General features: G+C 40.4%; 16 protein-coding genes and 1 pseudogene. 11 read left to right on the top strand and 6 right to left on the bottom strand.

The window, feature by feature from the left end; all coding sequences use genetic code 11:
* Positions 1-18 precede the first annotated feature (18 nt).
* The 4 genes from D0466_RS04575 to D0466_RS04560 all read left to right on the top strand — a co-directional run bounded on the left by D0466_RS04575 (position 19) and on the right by D0466_RS04560 (position 4,651).
* The gene (locus D0466_RS04575; protein ID WP_117321360.1) at positions 19-1,578 is read left to right on the top strand and encodes a sugar ABC transporter ATP-binding protein; all 1,560 of its coding nucleotides are present in this window, start codon (positions 19-21) and stop codon (positions 1,576-1,578) included.
* Positions 1,575-2,558: an ABC transporter permease gene (locus tag D0466_RS04570; RefSeq protein ID WP_117321359.1), complete on the top strand. Its 984-nt coding sequence runs from the start codon at positions 1,575-1,577 to the stop codon at positions 2,556-2,558. Before D0466_RS04575 ends, D0466_RS04570 begins: the two co-directional genes overlap by 4 nt.
* 15 nt (positions 2,559-2,573) lie before the next feature.
* Positions 2,574-3,542: an ABC transporter permease gene (locus tag D0466_RS04565; RefSeq protein WP_117321358.1), complete on the top strand. Its 969-nt coding sequence runs from the start codon at positions 2,574-2,576 to the stop codon at positions 3,540-3,542.
* A gap of 68 nt (positions 3,543-3,610) precedes the next feature.
* Positions 3,611-4,651: an autoinducer 2 ABC transporter substrate-binding protein gene (locus D0466_RS04560; protein ID WP_117321357.1), complete on the top strand. Its 1,041-nt coding sequence runs from the start codon at positions 3,611-3,613 to the stop codon at positions 4,649-4,651.
* 143 nt (positions 4,652-4,794) lie between these two features.
* Here D0466_RS04560 and D0466_RS04555 read toward each other — a convergent pair whose 3' ends face one another.
* Together D0466_RS04555 and D0466_RS04550 are read right to left on the bottom strand one after the other, a co-directional pair.
* A complete protein-coding gene (locus tag D0466_RS04555; RefSeq protein ID WP_117321356.1) occupies positions 4,795-5,541 on the bottom strand; it encodes a hypothetical protein in 747 nt (248 codons plus the stop codon).
* Positions 5,542-5,997: 456 nt separating this feature from the next.
* Complete coding sequence (locus D0466_RS04550) at positions 5,998-6,465, bottom strand: low molecular weight protein-tyrosine-phosphatase (protein ID WP_117321355.1); 468 nt, start codon at positions 6,463-6,465, stop codon at positions 5,998-6,000.
* Positions 6,466-6,681: 216 nt separating this feature from the next.
* On the opposite strand from D0466_RS04550, the gene D0466_RS04545 reads away from it, so the two are divergent.
* Entirely contained in the window at positions 6,682-7,236 is a 555-nt protein-coding gene (locus D0466_RS04545; protein ID WP_117321354.1) for an HD domain-containing protein, read from the top strand.
* Between the two features lie 367 nt (positions 7,237-7,603).
* A complete protein-coding gene (locus tag D0466_RS04535; RefSeq protein ID WP_117321352.1) occupies positions 7,604-8,083 on the top strand; it encodes a metal-dependent hydrolase in 480 nt (159 codons plus the stop codon).
* Positions 8,084-8,198: 115 nt separating this feature from the next.
* Here the strand turns inward: D0466_RS04535 and D0466_RS04530 are convergent, their stop codons facing one another.
* The 3 genes and pseudogenes from D0466_RS04530 to D0466_RS04520 all read right to left on the bottom strand — a co-directional run bounded on the left by D0466_RS04530 (position 8,199) and on the right by D0466_RS04520 (position 10,804).
* Positions 8,199-9,074: an alpha/beta fold hydrolase gene (locus D0466_RS04530; protein ID WP_117321351.1), complete on the bottom strand. Its 876-nt coding sequence runs from the start codon at positions 9,072-9,074 to the stop codon at positions 8,199-8,201.
* Positions 9,075-9,126: 52 nt separating this feature from the next.
* A pseudogene (locus tag D0466_RS04525) lies at positions 9,127-9,827 on the bottom strand (IS1595 family transposase); the annotation flags it as partial.
* Positions 9,828-10,249: 422 nt separating this feature from the next.
* On the bottom strand, positions 10,250-10,804 hold the full coding sequence (locus tag D0466_RS04520) for an RDD family protein (protein WP_158555829.1): 555 nt from the start codon (positions 10,802-10,804) through the stop codon (positions 10,250-10,252).
* A gap of 263 nt (positions 10,805-11,067) precedes the next feature.
* On the opposite strand from D0466_RS04520, the gene D0466_RS04515 reads away from it, so the two are divergent.
* Together D0466_RS04515 and D0466_RS22085 are read left to right on the top strand one after the other, a co-directional pair.
* The gene (locus D0466_RS04515) at positions 11,068-11,964 is read left to right on the top strand and encodes a DMT family transporter (protein WP_117322212.1); all 897 of its coding nucleotides are present in this window, start codon (positions 11,068-11,070) and stop codon (positions 11,962-11,964) included.
* Between the two features lie 413 nt (positions 11,965-12,377).
* On the top strand, positions 12,378-12,530 hold the full coding sequence (locus D0466_RS22085) for a hypothetical protein (protein ID WP_233522533.1): 153 nt from the start codon (positions 12,378-12,380) through the stop codon (positions 12,528-12,530).
* A gap of 117 nt (positions 12,531-12,647) precedes the next feature.
* Here the strand turns inward: D0466_RS22085 and D0466_RS04505 are convergent, their stop codons facing one another.
* Positions 12,648-12,938 (bottom strand): hypothetical protein, encoded by a 291-nt coding sequence (locus D0466_RS04505; protein WP_117321348.1) that lies wholly within the window; start codon positions 12,936-12,938, stop codon positions 12,648-12,650.
* Between the two features lie 390 nt (positions 12,939-13,328).
* On the opposite strand from D0466_RS04505, the gene D0466_RS04500 reads away from it, so the two are divergent.
* The 3 genes from D0466_RS04500 (at position 13,329) to D0466_RS04490 (ending at position 16,572) form a co-directional block, all read left to right on the top strand.
* Positions 13,329-14,405, top strand: a complete 1,077-nt coding sequence (locus D0466_RS04500; protein ID WP_117322211.1) for a zinc-dependent alcohol dehydrogenase family protein — start codon at positions 13,329-13,331, stop codon at positions 14,403-14,405.
* 667 nt (positions 14,406-15,072) lie between these two features.
* On the top strand, positions 15,073-15,249 hold the full coding sequence (locus tag D0466_RS23575) for a DUF2087 domain-containing protein (RefSeq protein ID WP_407675603.1): 177 nt from the start codon (positions 15,073-15,075) through the stop codon (positions 15,247-15,249).
* A 72-nt stretch (positions 15,250-15,321) separates the two neighbouring features.
* Entirely contained in the window at positions 15,322-16,572 is a 1,251-nt protein-coding gene (locus D0466_RS04490) for an MFS transporter (protein WP_233522532.1), read from the top strand.
* Positions 16,573-17,023 lie beyond the last annotated feature (451 nt).

The raw sequence follows: 17,023 nt of genomic DNA, 5'->3' as shown, positions 1-17,023 counted from the left end.
ATTGGGAGGAGGATAAAGATGACTGAATACTTATTGCAAATGAACCATATCAGCAAGACCTTTCCTGGTGTAAAAGCGCTTGATAATGTAATGCTTGAAGTAAAGCCAGGGGAAGTGCATGCGTTAATTGGCGAGAACGGAGCCGGCAAATCAACCCTGATCAAGATTCTGGCAGGAATATATGCCCCTGATCCAGGTGCTGAGTTTTACTTTGAAGGCAAGGAAGCCGGGATCCATAAGCCAATTGATGCCACTTTAAAGGGTATCTCGATCATTTATCAGGATTTGAGCCTTTTCCCGAACCTGTCCGTCGCTGAAAATATTTATATGGGAAGAGAAAGCACCAGTAAAAGCTGGAAAAAGATAGATTGGAAAAAGATCGAGGAAACAGCGGAAAAAGCACTGAAAGAACTGGATGTGCAAGTGGATTTAAACATGCCGGTCGAAAAGTTAAGCATTGCCCAGCAGCAGTTAATAGAGATAGCAAGGGCTTTAGCATTTGACGCAAAATTGATCGTGATGGACGAACCGACATCCTCACTCTCTGCCGGAGAAGTAGAAAAATTATATAAAGTAATTAATGATTTGAAGCGAAAGGGAATCGCCATCATTTTCGTAAGCCATAAACTAAAGGAGCTTTTTACAGTTTCTGACCGTTTTACCGTTTTACGCGATGGCAAATTTGTTGGAACATATGAAACCAACGATTTAGATGAAGATAAATTGATAACGCTGATGGTCGGACGGCAAGTGCTTTACGAAAAAAATCAGGGCATAATCAAAGCCGGCAATACGATTTTCGAAGTAAAGGGTTTATCGAAGGAAGGGAATTTTAGAGATATCTCCTTTGAATTAAAGCAAGGAGAAGTTCTGGGGATTACCGGCCTCGTCGGCTCAGGCCGTACGGAGCTTGCCCAGGCAATTTTCGGTGTGAACAGGCCATTTACCGGCGAGATCAAGATTAATGGAGAAACAGTGAAGGTCCGGTCATCGGAGGATGCGGTAAAAAAAGGGATTGCCTACATACCTGAAAGCAGAAAAACACAGGGATTGATTCTGCAGCAATCCATCATCAACAATATATCTCTTCCCGTTTTAAAAACTTTGAGAAACGCCTTGGGATTGATCAACCGCAAGAAAGAAACGGCATTGGCAGACCATTATGTCGAAACGCTGGATGTCCGTCCTGCACTCCCTAAAATGGAAGCAGGCCAATTATCCGGAGGGAATCAGCAAAAGGTGGTCATTGGAAAATGGTTGTCCACTAAACCTAAAATCCTGATCATCGATGAACCGACAAACGGAATTGACATCGGCGCAAAAACCGAGATTCATAAACTTCTGCGAAAACTTGCTTCAGAAGGGATGGGAGTCATTGTTATCTCTTCGGAATTGCCAGAGGTTTTAGCGGTCAGCGACCGTATCCTGGTCATGAGGCATGGAAAAATAGCAGGGGAACTTTCAATAAATGAAGCTACACAGGAAAACATTATGAACTACGCTTTACTGGGTTCAAAACAAACTGGAGTCCATAGAGAAAATCCAGATCTCGGTGAAGAAAGGGGGATACCGATGTGAAGTCTATTCTTCAATCGAAAGAAATGAGCATTGTGGCAATCGTTGTATTGCTGTCCATTACTCTCTCTTTTGTCAGCCCTGCATTTTTAACATTTGAAAACATTTTTGACATCCTTAAAGGCAACGCAGTTCTAGGCATTCTGGCTGTTGGGATGACCTTGGTCATCATTACTGGCGGAATTGACGTTTCTGTGGCGGCCGTTACAACCGCGGTCTGTGTCATGGCCGGAAAGTTTTTGACTGTCCTTCCAGATAGCCCGATCTCCATTCTCCTGTTATTCATCGTTGCTCCTTTGATCGGTGTGCTGCTGGGCGCTTTAAACGGGATATTGGTTTCAAAAATTCAAATCCCGGCCATTGTTGTAACGCTTGGAACCATGAGCATGATCAATGGAATTATCTTATACCTTACAAATGGAACATACTTAAACAGTACAAGTTTTCCAAAAATATTTGTCGACTTTGCCAATTTTCAAATATTCGGTGTCTCGGTAATCGTCTTCATCTTCGCGATCATCGCGGTGGGAACCTGGTATATCTTGAAATATACGGTCATTGGACGTGAAGTGTTGGCTGTAGGCGGAAATAAAGAATCCTCCATTCGGGCCGGAATCAACTTTGACAAGGTACAAATCTTTGTATATGGCTATATGGGCTTATTGGCGGGAATCGCGGCCATAGCTCAACTCTCATATACAAAGGCTGTCGATCCAAACGGCCTGCTCGGATTTGAACTTCAGGTCATTGCAGCTGTCGTACTGGGCGGGGCCAATATTTTGGGCGGACGCGGATCGATTATGGGGACATTCCTTGGAGTCCTCTTATTGGGAATTATGCAAAATGGACTGATCCTTGCCCGCATCGATATTTTCTGGCAGAAGGTAGTAGTAGGCACGATTATTTTAATAGCGGTTTCTTATGATCAAATTCAATATAAACGCTCAAAGGATAAACTGGCAAAAATTGAAGTAGAGGCATAAGGAAGGGGTGGAAACATGAAAGCTCTGTCGAAAGAGAGTATTTTGGGCCTTATTGCATTAGGGTTAATTGTCGTGATGAGCGTCCTAGCACCAGGGTTTCTAAGTTCGCAAAATATAACCAATATGATGTTCCAAATTCCCGAGTTCGGATTAATTGCATTAGGGATGATGGTGGTTATTGTAACCGGCGGGATCAATCTCTCCATTACATACACAGCAGCACTGGCAGGTGTAGCAATCGCACTTATGCAAAGCAATGGATACCCTATGCTATTATCCATACTGGTCGGTATTGTTGTAGGGTTGGTGTGCGGCTACATTAATGGTTTTATCGTTTCAAAAATCGGTGTCTCTTCGATTCTGGTAACGTTGGGGACAATGGTTTTATTTGAAGGAATTGTCTTAAGCCTTACAAAAGGAAATTCAATTTCAGGCTTCAGCGAGAGTTATAGCTTGATAGGAAATGGTTACTATATGGGACTGGTTCCGTTATCAATCATTATATTTATCTTATTTGCGATATTGACCGGAGTCCTTCTGACTAAATCCAAATGGGGCAGAAGTGTTTATATGGTCGGAAGCAATCCCATTGCTACCTTATTCTCAGGGGTGAACAACAGCAAGATCCTTATGGGTGTGTATATGTATTCAGCATTGCTTGCAAGCATAGCGGCTATCATCATGACCTCGCGCTATAATATGGCAAAAGTGGATTTAGGGTCTTCTTACCTTCTTCAAAGTGTGGCAGCCGCAGTCCTTGGCGGCACGGCAATTGAAGGCGGTTACGGAAAAGTGATGGGAACTGTTTATGCTGTGGTTATTTTCCAGGTTCTATCAAGCGGCTTGAATCTATTGGAGGTTCCCCGTTCTATAGTAGGGGTTATCACTGGAGCGATATTGATTTTTGTACTGATCATTAATTTCGCCAAAGCCAAATTCGATGAAAAGAAACAGAAAAAAATGCAGGAAGCGAATGCAGCTTAATTTGGGTTTACTCTGGTCAAAGATCAGGTTTTCCATATATTAAAAGGGGAAAAAGGGGGATTTTTATCATGAAGAAGTTTCTTGTAACAATGCTTTCATTAGTGTTAATGATTGGATTGCTCACAGGCTGTGTGTCTTCTAATTCTTCATCAAAAAGCGGTGGAGAAGACAGCGGCAAAGAATCGGGGAAAGACGGTAAATTGAAAATTGCCGTTGTGCCAAAGCTTGTTGGAATTCCATACTTTAATGCTTCCGAAAAAGGAGCCATCCAGGCAGGAAAAGATTTAGGCGTCGATGTTATTTATACTGGCCCTACTGAAGCAGATGCTGCCCAGCAGGTTAAAGTAATCGAAGATCTAATCAGCCAAAAAGTGGATGTCATTGCAGTTGCACCAAATGATCCAGCGGCTTTGACACCAGTTTTGAAGAAAGCAAAAGAACAAGGAATTAAAGTTATGGACTGGGATACACCAGCTGATCAATCTGTCGTTGAATTATCAGTGCACCAAATTGATGACGAAGCGTTTGGCCGCCATATTGCCAAGTCACTAATCGAAAAAATAGGATCTGAAGAAGGTGACATTGCCATCCTTACTGGCGGACTTTCAGCTGCAAACTTAAACAGCTGGATTGATGGAGCCAAGAAAGAGCTTGATGAAAACTTCCCTAAAATCAAGCTTGTATCAGATAAGATTGCAACCGACGAAAAGCAACCAGTTGCTTATCAAAAAACACTTGATTTAATTAAGTCTAATCCGGAGCTAAAAGGCATCATGGCGTATTCCACAATTGCACCAATCGGAGCAGCACAGGCTATCCAAGAAAAGGGGCTTCAAGATAAGATTGCCGTAGTAGGAACTGCCCTGCCGAAGGATTCAAAGCCATTCCTTGAAGATGGATCATTAGATGTCGGCATTCTTTGGGAGCCAGATAAATTAGGTTATTTAACAGTAGCTCTTGCAAAAGACTTAGCTGACGGAAAGAAACCTGAAAATGGCCAGGAAGTTGAAAATGTTGGCAAGATTGAGGTTTGGGAAGACGGGAAAACAGTCATCATGGGCCCTCCAACAGACTTCACAGCTGAAAATGCCGGCGACTTTAACTATTAATCATTAATTTTAAGTATCAGGCCCTTCTCTTTTTGGGAAGGGCTTTTTGTGCGTTAAATATACCCAGGAATTCGGTTTCGATTTGCAAAAAAAGTCCACGTAAAAAAGGAACCTGCAGCCTGGCTATCATGAACAAGGCCAATTTATTCTAACAGTCCTTTTTTCAAATGAACATCATGGAATAACGCCTTGAGATTCGCTTTCACTCTTGTCAATTCCAATGTGGCATAGGTACTCAAACAATAAGCTTTAATCTTGGAAAATGAAGAAGGTGCTATCGTGGTACCGCATAAATACTTTTCACATCTGTCCCATGCATCTTTTTCTTCGTGCATCAGGAAGTGCTTATACTTTTCGGCATCTTGATTGGAAACTCTAAAATGGTTGAATCCGGAAACAAACTGCTTTAATCTTGTAATCCTTGGTTGCTCCTGGTCCTGCAAAACATGGCCAAGCTCATGCAAAATGAGGATGGTTATGAAATGGGAAAGATCGATTGAATTTTTAAAATGCATATTCCATCGCCTGAATATTCGTGAAGGATTTAAATAAATCGTTTTCCTTATGTAATTGTAGCAAGCTCCCTTGCAGAAAGAAAAGTAGCCTATTTCAAAATTCACCCGTGGCCCCAGTTCTTTCAATCTCGAGACACTGAGTTCAGTCAGTGAGAAAACCAGATCATAACGATCAATAAGTTCGATGATTGAATCAATGTCAGCCGTACTGTAATCTCTACCTTTGACCGGCTTTCGATGGATTATTTTTAATATACCGGTTGGATGGCCAAAATGAAGCACATCGTTACCGCAAATGAAATTCAGCTTGTATTGCCCAAAACCATGGGTGTTTAATTTTTCATTTACATTTTTAATGATCAGGTGATTGGCCATATTCACTTCAATCCTTGCCTTATGATTTTCTCAAGCAGCTAAATTAAAAATTATGGAATTAATTATTAATACCTGGTCCTATAATTATGCCATAACTAACATTCTGTCGAAAAGCATAATATTGTTATTCTAATTAAAGTTCTGTTGTGTGTGGAGACACGGATTTAATCTACACTTGAAGGATTAGTAACTCTCCGTGGCAGCGAATAGCAATAAAGTTGGAATTGGGATTAAAAATGTACGGGGCCTGTATCTAGAGGAGCTGCGGCAATAGTTAAAAAACAGCAACCACCACCCAAAAAGACGTGGAAACGTATATAATAACTATTTACAAAAAAAAGTAGCTGCTGAATTTAAAGGGCAATTTTGTGGTTATCGCGGATGGCGGTGAAAATGGAGTTAATAAAGTAAGGTGCCGCTAATGGATAGACCTTTTAACGGCACCCCATTTCTGTACTAAAACAGGTTATGTTCGTTTTTGATTTTCTCCAGCAATGCTGTGCAGCCTTCCGAGACAAGTTGATATGTTTCCTCAAAATCCCCTGTGTAATAAGGGTCCGGCACATCCTTATTAAGTTCCGCTATATCCAGAAGGCGAAGGATTTTGGGATGGTCAGGCCTGCCGGTTATCTCGCGGATGTTTTTTACGTTACTTTCATCCATTCCGACTATATAATCAAACTTTTCAAAGTCTTCCTTTGTTAGCTGGCGTCCGGCAAGGCCTTTTGATGAGATGCTATTTTTCTTTAGAATGGCAAGGGTCCCTTTATGCGGTGGAGATCCAATATGCCATGAACTCGTAGCTGCGGAATCCATAGTGATTTTGTCAGTCAGATTTTCTTTTTCTACCAGGTCGCGAAATAAAGCTTCAGCCATTGGTGAACGGCAAATGTTTCCAAGACAGACAAATAAAACATTGATCATGTTAACAGCTCCTTTATAATAAATTCACCATTTATATTAACTTAAAATCCTCGTCCTTTGGTGCTGGATCTTAATTTAAATGTTTCGGTAAAAATGTTTTTGAAATAAAGGGGGTATATTATTCTTCACATTAAGAACATAAATTAAATAGAACCTTTAAATGAAAAGGAAATTACAGCAGCAGGAAAAAAACAGAATTAGACAGGAGGCAAAATAGTGGAACTAATCGAAAAGGCCTTACAGATTGCGAGCAAGGCCCATGAAAACCAGTACCGGAAAAACACTGATATTCCATACATCACACACCCTGTGGCGGTTGGAATTGTCCTGTTAAAGGAGGGATTCGGTGAAGAAATCGTCGCCGCAGGGATTCTTCATGATACTGTGGAAGATACATCCATCACATTGGGTGATATCGAAAAGATGTTTGGAACTAAAATTGCCGGAATCGTGGCGGGATGTTCTGAACCAGACAAATCGCTTTCGTGGGAAAAAAGAAAGGAACACACCATCGAGTTTTTAAAGAGTGCATCAAATGAAATCCGAATTGTTGCCTGTGCGGATAAGCTTCATAATATCAAGTCCATAATCCAGGATTACGAACAAATGGGGGAGGGCGTCTGGAGCAGATTCACCCGCGGACGTGAAAAACAAGAATGGTACTACCGTAATCTGGTGGATAGTTTGGGCTATGCTTCGCCCTTTAAGCTACTGAACGAATTGCAGGAAGAGGTGGAGAGGCTATTTGGTGGCAGGAAGGATGCCCAATAAGTTTGTTTGCTCATAAAAGGTTGACTCCATTTGGCGAAACAGCGACGAACAGCAGGAATAACTTACATGTACATACTGCTGATTGCATAGGACTTTTGTAGACATTCCGGACGGGCCTGTGCTAGATTGCGAGATAACCAGTAAAAGAATATCGCGATGGGACTAAAGGATATAATAAAAATGAAAAAAGATAGGGGTAAATTCAAGGGTTTTCATACTTGTATTAAACAGTATGGATATCATGGCGAACAAGTGTTTGAAAATCTCTATACATCGTATTCGTTTCAGTATAAAATAGAATACTCAAGTAGAGAAACTTCTTTATACCAACATAATGAGAAAAATGTAATAGAGTTAGGAGCGCCTCATGAAAGGTAAAACACATATTGCCGGCGGCATAGCCGCTGGCGCATTTTATTTAACTGCCGGCGGTTCGGTGCCGCAGGAAGCTTTATTTTTCGCCAGTTGTGCGGCCGGTGCATTAATGCCGGATATAGACCATAAAGGGTCTACGATCGGACGCAAGATTCCATTGCTTGATAATGTGGTGAGCGCGCTGTTCGGCCACCGTGCTTTCACCCATAGTTTATTATTCTTGTTTCTGGCGTTTCTATTATTTACAAAGACCCCTTGGGCTGAAGCTGTTGAGTTCGGAATTTGGCTGGGAATGGCCAGCCATCTGGTATTGGATATGATTACTGTTAAAGGCATAAAATTATTTTGGCCAATAAAACTGGATATCGGTTTTCCAAAGGGAATTAAGACAGGCAGTGCTTTGGAAGAAGGATTTTTATCAGTATTAATCGTATTTATAGGTTATTGCGGATATCGATTGTTTTTTAAATAATTAGCTATGTTAAAGAATAGTGTTGATTTTTTAAAACATAAAAGGGAACCCCGTATTGGTTTGGAGTTCCCTTGTTTAAAGCTCCCATAAGTTTAATAGAGATACAGGGACAGGGTTAGTAATAATCATTTAAAAACTCTACAATATCATTGTTAATTTTTATCAGATGTTCTTCAGATGGGAAATGTCCCATATCATAGGTCTTAAATGCAATTAAATTTGGAATGATTTCTCTAGCAACTTTGTTTAATCTACTTTCAGGAAAAAAGATATCTTTTTTCCCTGCTATGATTAAAGTGGGTGAGCTATAATGTAACAATTCTTCCTTCGTAGTTAATTTGGGCATTTCTTGTTCAAGTCTAATATATTTAAATACATCTCCAATAATTTTTTTATCAATTTCTCTCATACTATTATCTGACATAGTATCAGTAATTTTATTGAGATGTTTTTGTGATGAAGTACCACTAAATAAGACTAAAGGAAGTAAGATATCTTTAATCATTCTAATCTTAGAACCTAATCTTATTCCTGCTGGTGATACCAATACAGAACAGGCAATTTTATCTGGCATAAATGTGGCTAATCTCAAAATAATACCTGCACCGTAGGACGGACCAACAAATGCACTACTATCTAAATTAAAGTAATCCATTAGTTCCTTTATCCACTGGGCAAAACTATTGTCCTTCGCTGAAATTCTACTTTCATCACTGTATCCTGGATGTCCAATTGTATCTGGTGCATAAACTCTGTATTTATCTACGAGTGGTAAAAACCAAGATAAAGTCATTGGATTTATACAATTACCACCCTGAAATATAAAAATAGGTTTTCCTTCTGGTGGTCCTGCTACAAGAATATGTGTTTTACCATAACTTGTATCAACATATATCTGCTCGACATCAAAATCAAACGACTTTAGATAATTATCGTAATGTTGAGTAATAAGCGTTTTCCCTTCACTTTTATAAATGGTTCCTTTCCCCAAAAAACATCCCTCCCCTATGCTTATAGAAATAAATGTTTATAAGTTTAAATGCTCAATTGGAAAATTCTGATAATCTGAGTTTATCATAGGTCGTATCCGTTGAGAACAGGCAGCTTTCAACAATCATCTGGCTAACCGTTGTGTCGTCATTGCGATGTCTGATTTGGTCTAAAAATTGAAACCAACTCAAATAATGGTCGAGGTATTTTGTCGCCACGCAATTAAAACGATTTATCCATCTCTTCAAGCGACTGTGATAACTATTCACATTTCGAATATGGTACACACCTCGGACACGTTCCTTACCATCAGATTTAAACCTGTAATGCTCAATTCCTTTTTCTTTTGCGTAAGTCATAAATGCCCGCCAAGCGTCGGTACAAAGAACGTTGGAAGGAGACAGTTTAGAGCCAATAGCTTCCTCCAATCGGGTCTTTACAATCCGACCCTGACCAACCACTTTTGAATATGTTACTTTCTGACGGTCTCTTGGACAAGGACAAACACTTGCTCTTTGCTGATGCCTCGTTGTGAAGACGAACCACCACGTTTACGAGCTTTTCGACCTTCCACTTTGCGTTTTCCCTTTTCCGAGAATAGGAAATAAGTCTCGTCCATTTCCACAATACCTTTGAATTGGTCAAAGTCAATCTCTTTGATGTCTGAAAGGAGTTTGTGTCTCCAATAAAACAAAGTTACATAATTAATTTCTAAAAGCTCTGACGATTTACGTAGTGAGTAGCCTTCTATAAGAAAATATAGATTAATAGGAAGGATATGTATGGGCAACAAACAGAGAGGCAGCGAAAACCAGGATTATGAGAGAAAAGTAGTGGACGAACAAAAGCAGGAGCAAGAATTTCCAAAATCAGCGACGTCATCCTGACCAGCAAAATCGGCTAAAAACTCAAGAGAATCGAAGAACTTAGTGGGAGCAGGGTTACATCGGCTCCCCTTTTTTGTAACCAATATAATTGCATTGGAAGAGGTTGCTGCAATATTTATCAAAACCCTGGTGTTACGGTTGGATAAATGGGTAGCGAAACAACCCGTAAAACAGCGTCGAAATCAATAGGAAAAAAGCTTAAGCACGCAAATGCCTAAGCTTTTCCCTTGCGTGGTCCCGCTAGGTAGATAGTCTTTTTTACGGTCTTCATATTATCTAAATCATAACCTTATCGGGTTTCCGTTCCTTGTCCATACACAACAACAGTACCTGCAATGAAGTCATGAATGGAGCGTTTATCATTCCGAACCCCAATCATAAGAGCACTTATAAGTAACAATATTCCGGAAAGTCCAAGCCCGATAAGCAATGGTACCAACACACCAACCATATCCCCTCCATCCCCAATCGCACTGTCATACCCGAACAGCAGTTCAACCACTGCATCATCAGCGGTGAATGCTATAATAATGAAGGAAATCAGGATGGGCAGAGCATACAAAATACCTGCCATAAACGTTCTCATAAACATATTCCCAAACGACACATTCCTTCCGTCTTTCTTGGTAATCCGGATCCCAAGCATCCGTTTTCCAACGGTAAAGCCGCTCCAGAAAACCGGCAATAATAATGTATATAAGAAAGACAGCACATTGACATAAGGCTCGGTGTTTACAAAACGATCATTAATAAGCAAAGAAATGATGATACCCACGATCAAGAACAATACCCCATCCAATAAATTGGCCCCAAGCCTTCTCCAAAATCCGGCAGGCTCACTCATTAATATCCCCTCCATAGAAGCTATTGAACTTGAATAAAGATTTTGGTCCGTGATTCATTTACAAATAAAGAGTAAGAGTATTATAATTTTCAAGTTGAATATACATGGATGACTATAAACAAATAAACCGATCATCATGTATACTCGATATATATTAGGTTTACGGTCAGGTTAGACTGAAGTAAATAAAGAAAAAAATTGCTTATTTTTCATTCGCAACCGGATTACACGTATTTAGGAAAGAAGCTGATGATTTGAGAAAAATGTATTTGTTATTAGTACTGATCATGGTAGCATGGGGGCTCAATGTGCCCGCGACAAAAATCCTGGTGGATGAATTCATGCCGGTCACCATGACAGCACTGCGAATATTCACAGCAGGTGTCACTGTCTTTGTATTCCTTTATTTTTCAAAGCTGTTACGGCTGCCTGCAAAAACAGAAATTCCTTTCCTTATTCTGGGTGCGGTTTTAAATGTCGCGGTCCATCATTATTTTCTTGCAGTAGGCCTGCGTAACACCACAGCAGTAAATGGGGGAATCATCCTCGGCTTGGGGCCAATGCTTACAGCCATACTGTCTATCCTTTTACTTGGAAGCCGCTTCACGTTTGTTAAAGGGTTGGGATTTGTAATCGGGTTTGCCGGTGTGCTGATTACCGTTATGCAGGGAAGAACGGCAATTGGAGAGGTGTCCAGCGGGGATGTGTTTGTGTTTATTTGCATTCTTTCACAAGCGCTAAGCTTTATTTTGATTAAAAAAATCTCAAAAACGATGGATCCCCGTTTGCTGACAGGATATATGCTTGTGATCGGGTCCTTCATGCTCTTCATACTTAGCTTAATCGTTGAACAGGATGGACTCAAAAGTTTAGCGGCAGGCTCAGTTTCCGATTATTTTGTCTTTTTCGCATCGGCAATCCTGGCGACTGCGGTCGGGCATATGAGCTACAATTACGCCATCGGAAAAATCGGTGCAGCAGAATCGTCCATTTTCATGAATCTGCCTCCATTTTTCGCACTGTGCGGATCGGCAATCTTCCTTGGTGAACACATTTATCCGGGGCACTTAATCGGGCTGATCTTCATTATTGCAGGGGTGGTGGCTGGGTCAGGGGCCTATAAACAATTTCGTAAATCAAAGAGCGGAATTCCCCTGTAATGTAATGAGAACTTAGGAGATTATTAGAATATGGCATATCTGGATACTACCCTCTATTAATGTCTATATTTCCAGATATCGACTATCTGACGCTTTATTAAAAACCATCTGCGGGGTATGAAGGACAAAATCCGGGAATCGAGCGAGAAAAATGTCTTTCATCGGGGGTATGAAGGATTTATCAAAAACAGGCTCAATTAGACGATATTACTCAATTTTCAAGAAGAAAAGGACAGTCTTTCTTTGTTAGGCATTGATAATGTTTAAGAAGATTATAATCTGTTCGCAAACTAAAACATAGTAAAAGAGGGTGTTTACATATGTAAAATTTTTTCACCATCATATTCTTCACTATTGTTTTGGCTGGTTGTACAAATAATCCAGTGGAACGCCATCATTTCCAAAAGGAAATATTGAAACAATTCATCAAGGATGCTAACGAGGGAAAGGAAGATAAGGTAAAGGTCATGATTGAGAGCGGCTTGCCAGACATGGATCCATTGGAAGAGGTTCCCAATGACAGATCTAAAGGTATCATGATCTATCACTTCCCATCCAAATATTAGACAGCTAAAACAGGTTCAATAATTTCGTGTGTGGGGATATCCATTTTATTCCGTTATAGACAGACTTCAACTCACTCAAGGTGTCCCATAAGTATTTATGGCATTTGAATAATTATTTTATTCCTGCTGTTGAACGGGAATGGAAATATTATTGTATTGAATTAGGTTAGGCGGGGATTGTATTTCAGCATGAGAGGCTGGAGTGAATACCCGTTGTTCATATCTCCGGTTTGCTTCGTAGAAATGGTCTTCCAGAAATCCCGCTTGTTCATGTGTAAGCTCCAAGACAATCTCATTATTTGTATCATCGTAGGCTCTTAACAGAACGTAACTCTGATTGTCACGAGTCACATTGCCTACCCTTAAGTGCAAATTTTTGATTTCAAATCTTACTCTCATCCCATCCATTCGAAAGACCTCCTAAAACTGTATACGTTTACTATCTACTGGAGAAAAAGAAAATATGCAGTAATAAGAGACGTATAGGAGCGTGTGTCGAACAATTATCATTTTTATTTTTTTTGCAGGACAACTGCTTAACATTGCTGAATGTATAGATTATATGAAAGAAACAGGAGTAATATTGAGGACGGGAAAACCATACTTATATTTTTTATGGGATAAACCTATCACTCATCCTGTTTTAACTCGTCTACTATGAATTAACATAAAAGGCCAGACTAATTTCAATGTGAAGGATGTGAGGGAGAAAAAATATTTTTGAAAGCGTTTGCTTTTTGCATTTGGGAAAATGGTGGATTTTCATTACTCAAAACTATTATTTTAAGGGGTGTGCCTATGAAAGCTTTAGTTTTGGAAGAGTTTAAGAAACCCTTGGTGGTTCGTGAAATGCCGGATCCGGAATGTACAGCTGATGGAGTAATCGTAAGGGTGGAAGCAAATGGGGTATGCCGAAGCGATTGGCATGCCTGGCAGGGGGATTGGGATTGGATCGGGATCCAGCTTCCTTTACCGCATGTTTTGGGCCACGAATTTACAGGAGTAGTGGAGGAAGTCGGCAAGAACGTGAAAAACTTTAAACGTGGAGATCGGGTTTTAGTTCCGTTTACATTAGGCGATGGAACATGTCCATATTGCCAGAGCGGCCACCATAATATCTGTGAAAATCTCCAATTGGCCGGTTTTTCAACATGGGGCGGCTATGGGCGGTATGCACACATTCCCCTTGCAGACACAAATTTAGTGACATTGCCGGATACTATTAGCTTCGTCGATGCTGCTGGCATGGGATGCCGTTTTATGACAGCCTTTCATGGGATCACCGACCAAGCGGCAGTAAGACCGGGTGAATGGGTCGCTGTCCATGGATGCGGCGGAGTCGGCCTATCAGCGATTCAGATTGCCACAGCCCTGGGAGCCAATGTAATCGCGGTGGATATCGGTGATGATAAACTAGAGTTTGCCAAGAAATTGGGTGCAGTCGCAGCAGTAAACGCCAAGGACAATAATGCACCGGAAGCGATCAGGCACATTACAAAGGGTGGAGCCCATGTTTCAGTGGATGCATTAGGAATTACGCAAACATGCCAGGCATCCATTGGCAGCCTTCGAAAGCGGGGCAGACATTTACAGATCGGATTAACGACAAGAGAAGAACAAGGAATGATCCCCCTGCCGATTGATGTAATCGTTTCAGCAGAAATCCAAATCGTGGGATCTCTGGGCATGCAGCCTTCCAGATACCCTTATATGCTGGATATGATCGCTCAAGGAAAACTAAAGCCGGGATCTTTAGTTACGAATACGATTTCATTAGAAGAGGTTCCTACTATATTCCATGAAATGGATACGTACCAAAACCTAGGTGTAACGGTAGTAGATAAGTGGGAAGCGAAACAACCTGTAGGTCAATAGAGGATAATAAATAGCTATACAAAAGCTTAGGCGTGTGGATACCTAAGCTTTTTTCTCTATGCTATAAAGGTTGAAAGAGATTGGTATGAAAATAATGCAGACCATCCAACTCAGGATTTCCATACATAAAAGATTGAAAAAACTTGAGAAAACGATCATAGGGCTTCTTTCACTGAGGAAAATTTAGTAAAATATCAATCTGCTGCAATCTTTCTTAATTTTATTCAATTGCCCTGCGCAAGTTCGAATACATCCAAGAAGCAATATTAATGAACAAACCATTTTTTTAAAAGGTGTTCCTAACAATTTGGAATAAACCCAAAAGACCACAAAACAACAAAAAACCAACAGATGACAGTTATTACTTTTTTGTGTTTGTATAGTATATTTCCACCAGCAATTATCGTGAAAACCCTCCGACAATAGAAATAATGATATTGATAATAGATATTGGCAGATGGTTAGCGAAGGATTTAGAGCGTCCGCCATTAACCCATGTAAATGGAATAATGCCGAGTATAATAAGAATATGGATTAAGCTTGTCAAAAAGTAAAAGTAAAGTCCCATCAATACCGCATTTTTCATATTAATTTTCTAAGTTTTCGAACATATATCCACCTCCATTCTTTCCGTTACATTTTATTAAATCTTGTATTATACTATTCCTTGGCTTTTTCCGTTTTCCCGCGAAGTTTTTCCCTGGATGGAACAAATGGCCTGCTGGTTAAATTTCCCCTGAAGGAAAAGCAAAGACTCATTATTCTCTTTGAGGTTGCGAAACGGTTAGAGAGCGGGCGAATTTATAACGGAAAGGAACTGAACCATGAAGCGAATAATGGTTAAAAAAATAAGCAATAGGGCCAATATGAAATCTTCCAATCTATTGCCAGAGTATTTGAAAAGCAGGAGGCTATTATGTCAGAACTTACAAGCAGTCAAAAGATCGGGATGGCAGCATTATTTCAAAATCGGGTCATCAGGACCATTTTGCTATCAGTGTTGTTTCTACAGATTGGAATCTGGGTCAGGAACTATTCCATCCTGTTATATGTAATTGAAAAGACCAATGAAAATCCGGTTGCGGTTTCGTTAATCTCCGTTGCAGAATTTGCTCCCATTTTTTTATTCTCTTTCATCGGCGGGGCATTTGCAGACAGGTGGAAGCCTAAGAAAACGATGATTTGGTGTGATGTATTAAGTGCTGTTTCCATTTTGGCTGTGCTTATCACTTTATTTTTTGGAAGCTGGAAAATGATTTTCTTTGCAACGCTCGTTTCCTCGATTCTTTCACAGTTTTCTCAGCCAGCCGGTATGAAATTGTTTAAGCTGCATGTGCCAACTGAGCTTGTGCAGATGGGAATGTCCATGTATCAAACGGTTTTTGCACTATTCATGATTTTAGGGCCGATTCTGGGAACCTTTGTTTATCAGCGTTTTGGCATCATGGCGGCTATTGCAGTCATGGGTATTGCATTTCTATGCTCAGCAGCGGTCTTATTTATGCTCCCGGCAGATCCAGTAACACCGGAAGAAAAACCAAAAACTACCTTGATGCAGGAAATACAGGAAGGCTTCCGTTATGTATGGAACAGTAGAACATTATCCTTGCTTGGCGGGTGTTTTGCAATGGCAGGACTCGCGATAGGCTTGACACAGCCGCTTGGAGTGTTTTTGATTACAGAGAGGCTGGGGCTGCCAAAAGAGGATTTGCAGTGGCTCATGACTGCATTTGGAATCGGCATGATCCTCGGCGGAGGTATTACAGTGGGAATGGCAAGAAAAATTCGTCCACAAACACTTTTAGCAATTGGATTGGCTGCCAGCGCCATCGGGTTTGTTGGAATGGGTTTATCAACAGCATTCTGGCTGACGCTCACTGCTCAGCTCTTTTCCGGACTATTTATGCCAAGCATCCAAATCGGAATCAATACAATGATTTTACAAAACACGGAAGAAGCGTTTATAGGCAGGGTAAATGGCATATTAAACCCGATTTTCATGGGGGCTATGGTCATCACTATGTCGGCATCCGGCTGGCTGAAAACTCATCTCTCTATTGTGTATATGTACGAATTATCAGCGCTTCTCCTTGTTGCCGGGATCCTTACCATGCTGCCGCTAATGAGAAAAGATGCAGCGGACGGGGGATTGAAACAAAACGTATAAGTAACGAGCGTACAGAACTTGATCTGTACGCTTTTAAATTTAATTGGTGACCAGTATACCGTCAAAGGATTACTTTTGACGGTTTTTAGGGTAGGCCGAAGTGGCAATTGAACGATCCCATTTTTGAGATGACCTTTTTTCAACACTAATATATTAGTAACTGTGCACCGTTCTAAACGCACAGGATTTAGCACATGTCCAATAAAAAAAGGTAGAAACCAAATCGAAGTTAATACGCCCTGTTTCCAACTTTGATACTTTCTTTATACTTATAAGGGACGTTCATTGTGGTAGAGTAATGGACACGATCAGTATGGTCGTTACCTTCACAAAAACACACAAAATTCTGAATTGACATAAAAATAGACGAACCTATATCATATGATATATAAAAACGCTTTCTAAAAGGGGTGGTGTTTTACTGCATCAATAAAAGAAGAAAGAATATACC

The sequence above is a fragment of the Peribacillus glennii genome (assembly GCF_003429105.1).
GTDB lineage: Bacteria > Bacillota > Bacilli > Bacillales > DSM-1321 > Peribacillus > Peribacillus glennii.
This window is presented reverse-complemented; position numbering and strand designations above follow the sequence as displayed.

Coding starts and splice junctions, on each gene's coding strand:
- D0466_RS04575 (WP_117321360.1), top strand. CDS start 19: ATGACTGAATACTTATTGCAAATGAACCATATCAGCAAGACCTTTCCT.
- D0466_RS04565 (WP_117321358.1), top strand. CDS start 2,574: ATGAAAGCTCTGTCGAAAGAGAGTATTTTGGGCCTTATTGCATTAGGG.
- D0466_RS04560 (WP_117321357.1), top strand. CDS start 3,611: ATGAAGAAGTTTCTTGTAACAATGCTTTCATTAGTGTTAATGATTGGA.
- D0466_RS04555 (WP_117321356.1), bottom strand. CDS start 5,541: ATGGCCAATCACCTGATCATTAAAAATGTAAATGAAAAATTAAACACC.
- D0466_RS04550 (WP_117321355.1), bottom strand. CDS start 6,465: ATGATCAATGTTTTATTTGTCTGTCTTGGAAACATTTGCCGTTCACCA.
- D0466_RS04535 (WP_117321352.1), top strand. CDS start 7,604: ATGAAAGGTAAAACACATATTGCCGGCGGCATAGCCGCTGGCGCATTT.
- D0466_RS04520 (WP_158555829.1), bottom strand. CDS start 10,804: ATGAGTGAGCCTGCCGGATTTTGGAGAAGGCTTGGGGCCAATTTATTG.
- D0466_RS04515 (WP_117322212.1), top strand. CDS start 11,068: ATGTATTTGTTATTAGTACTGATCATGGTAGCATGGGGGCTCAATGTG.
- D0466_RS04505 (WP_117321348.1), bottom strand. CDS start 12,938: ATGGATGGGATGAGAGTAAGATTTGAAATCAAAAATTTGCACTTAAGG.
- D0466_RS04500 (WP_117322211.1), top strand. CDS start 13,329: ATGAAAGCTTTAGTTTTGGAAGAGTTTAAGAAACCCTTGGTGGTTCGT.
- D0466_RS04490 (WP_233522532.1), top strand. CDS start 15,322: ATGTCAGAACTTACAAGCAGTCAAAAGATCGGGATGGCAGCATTATTT.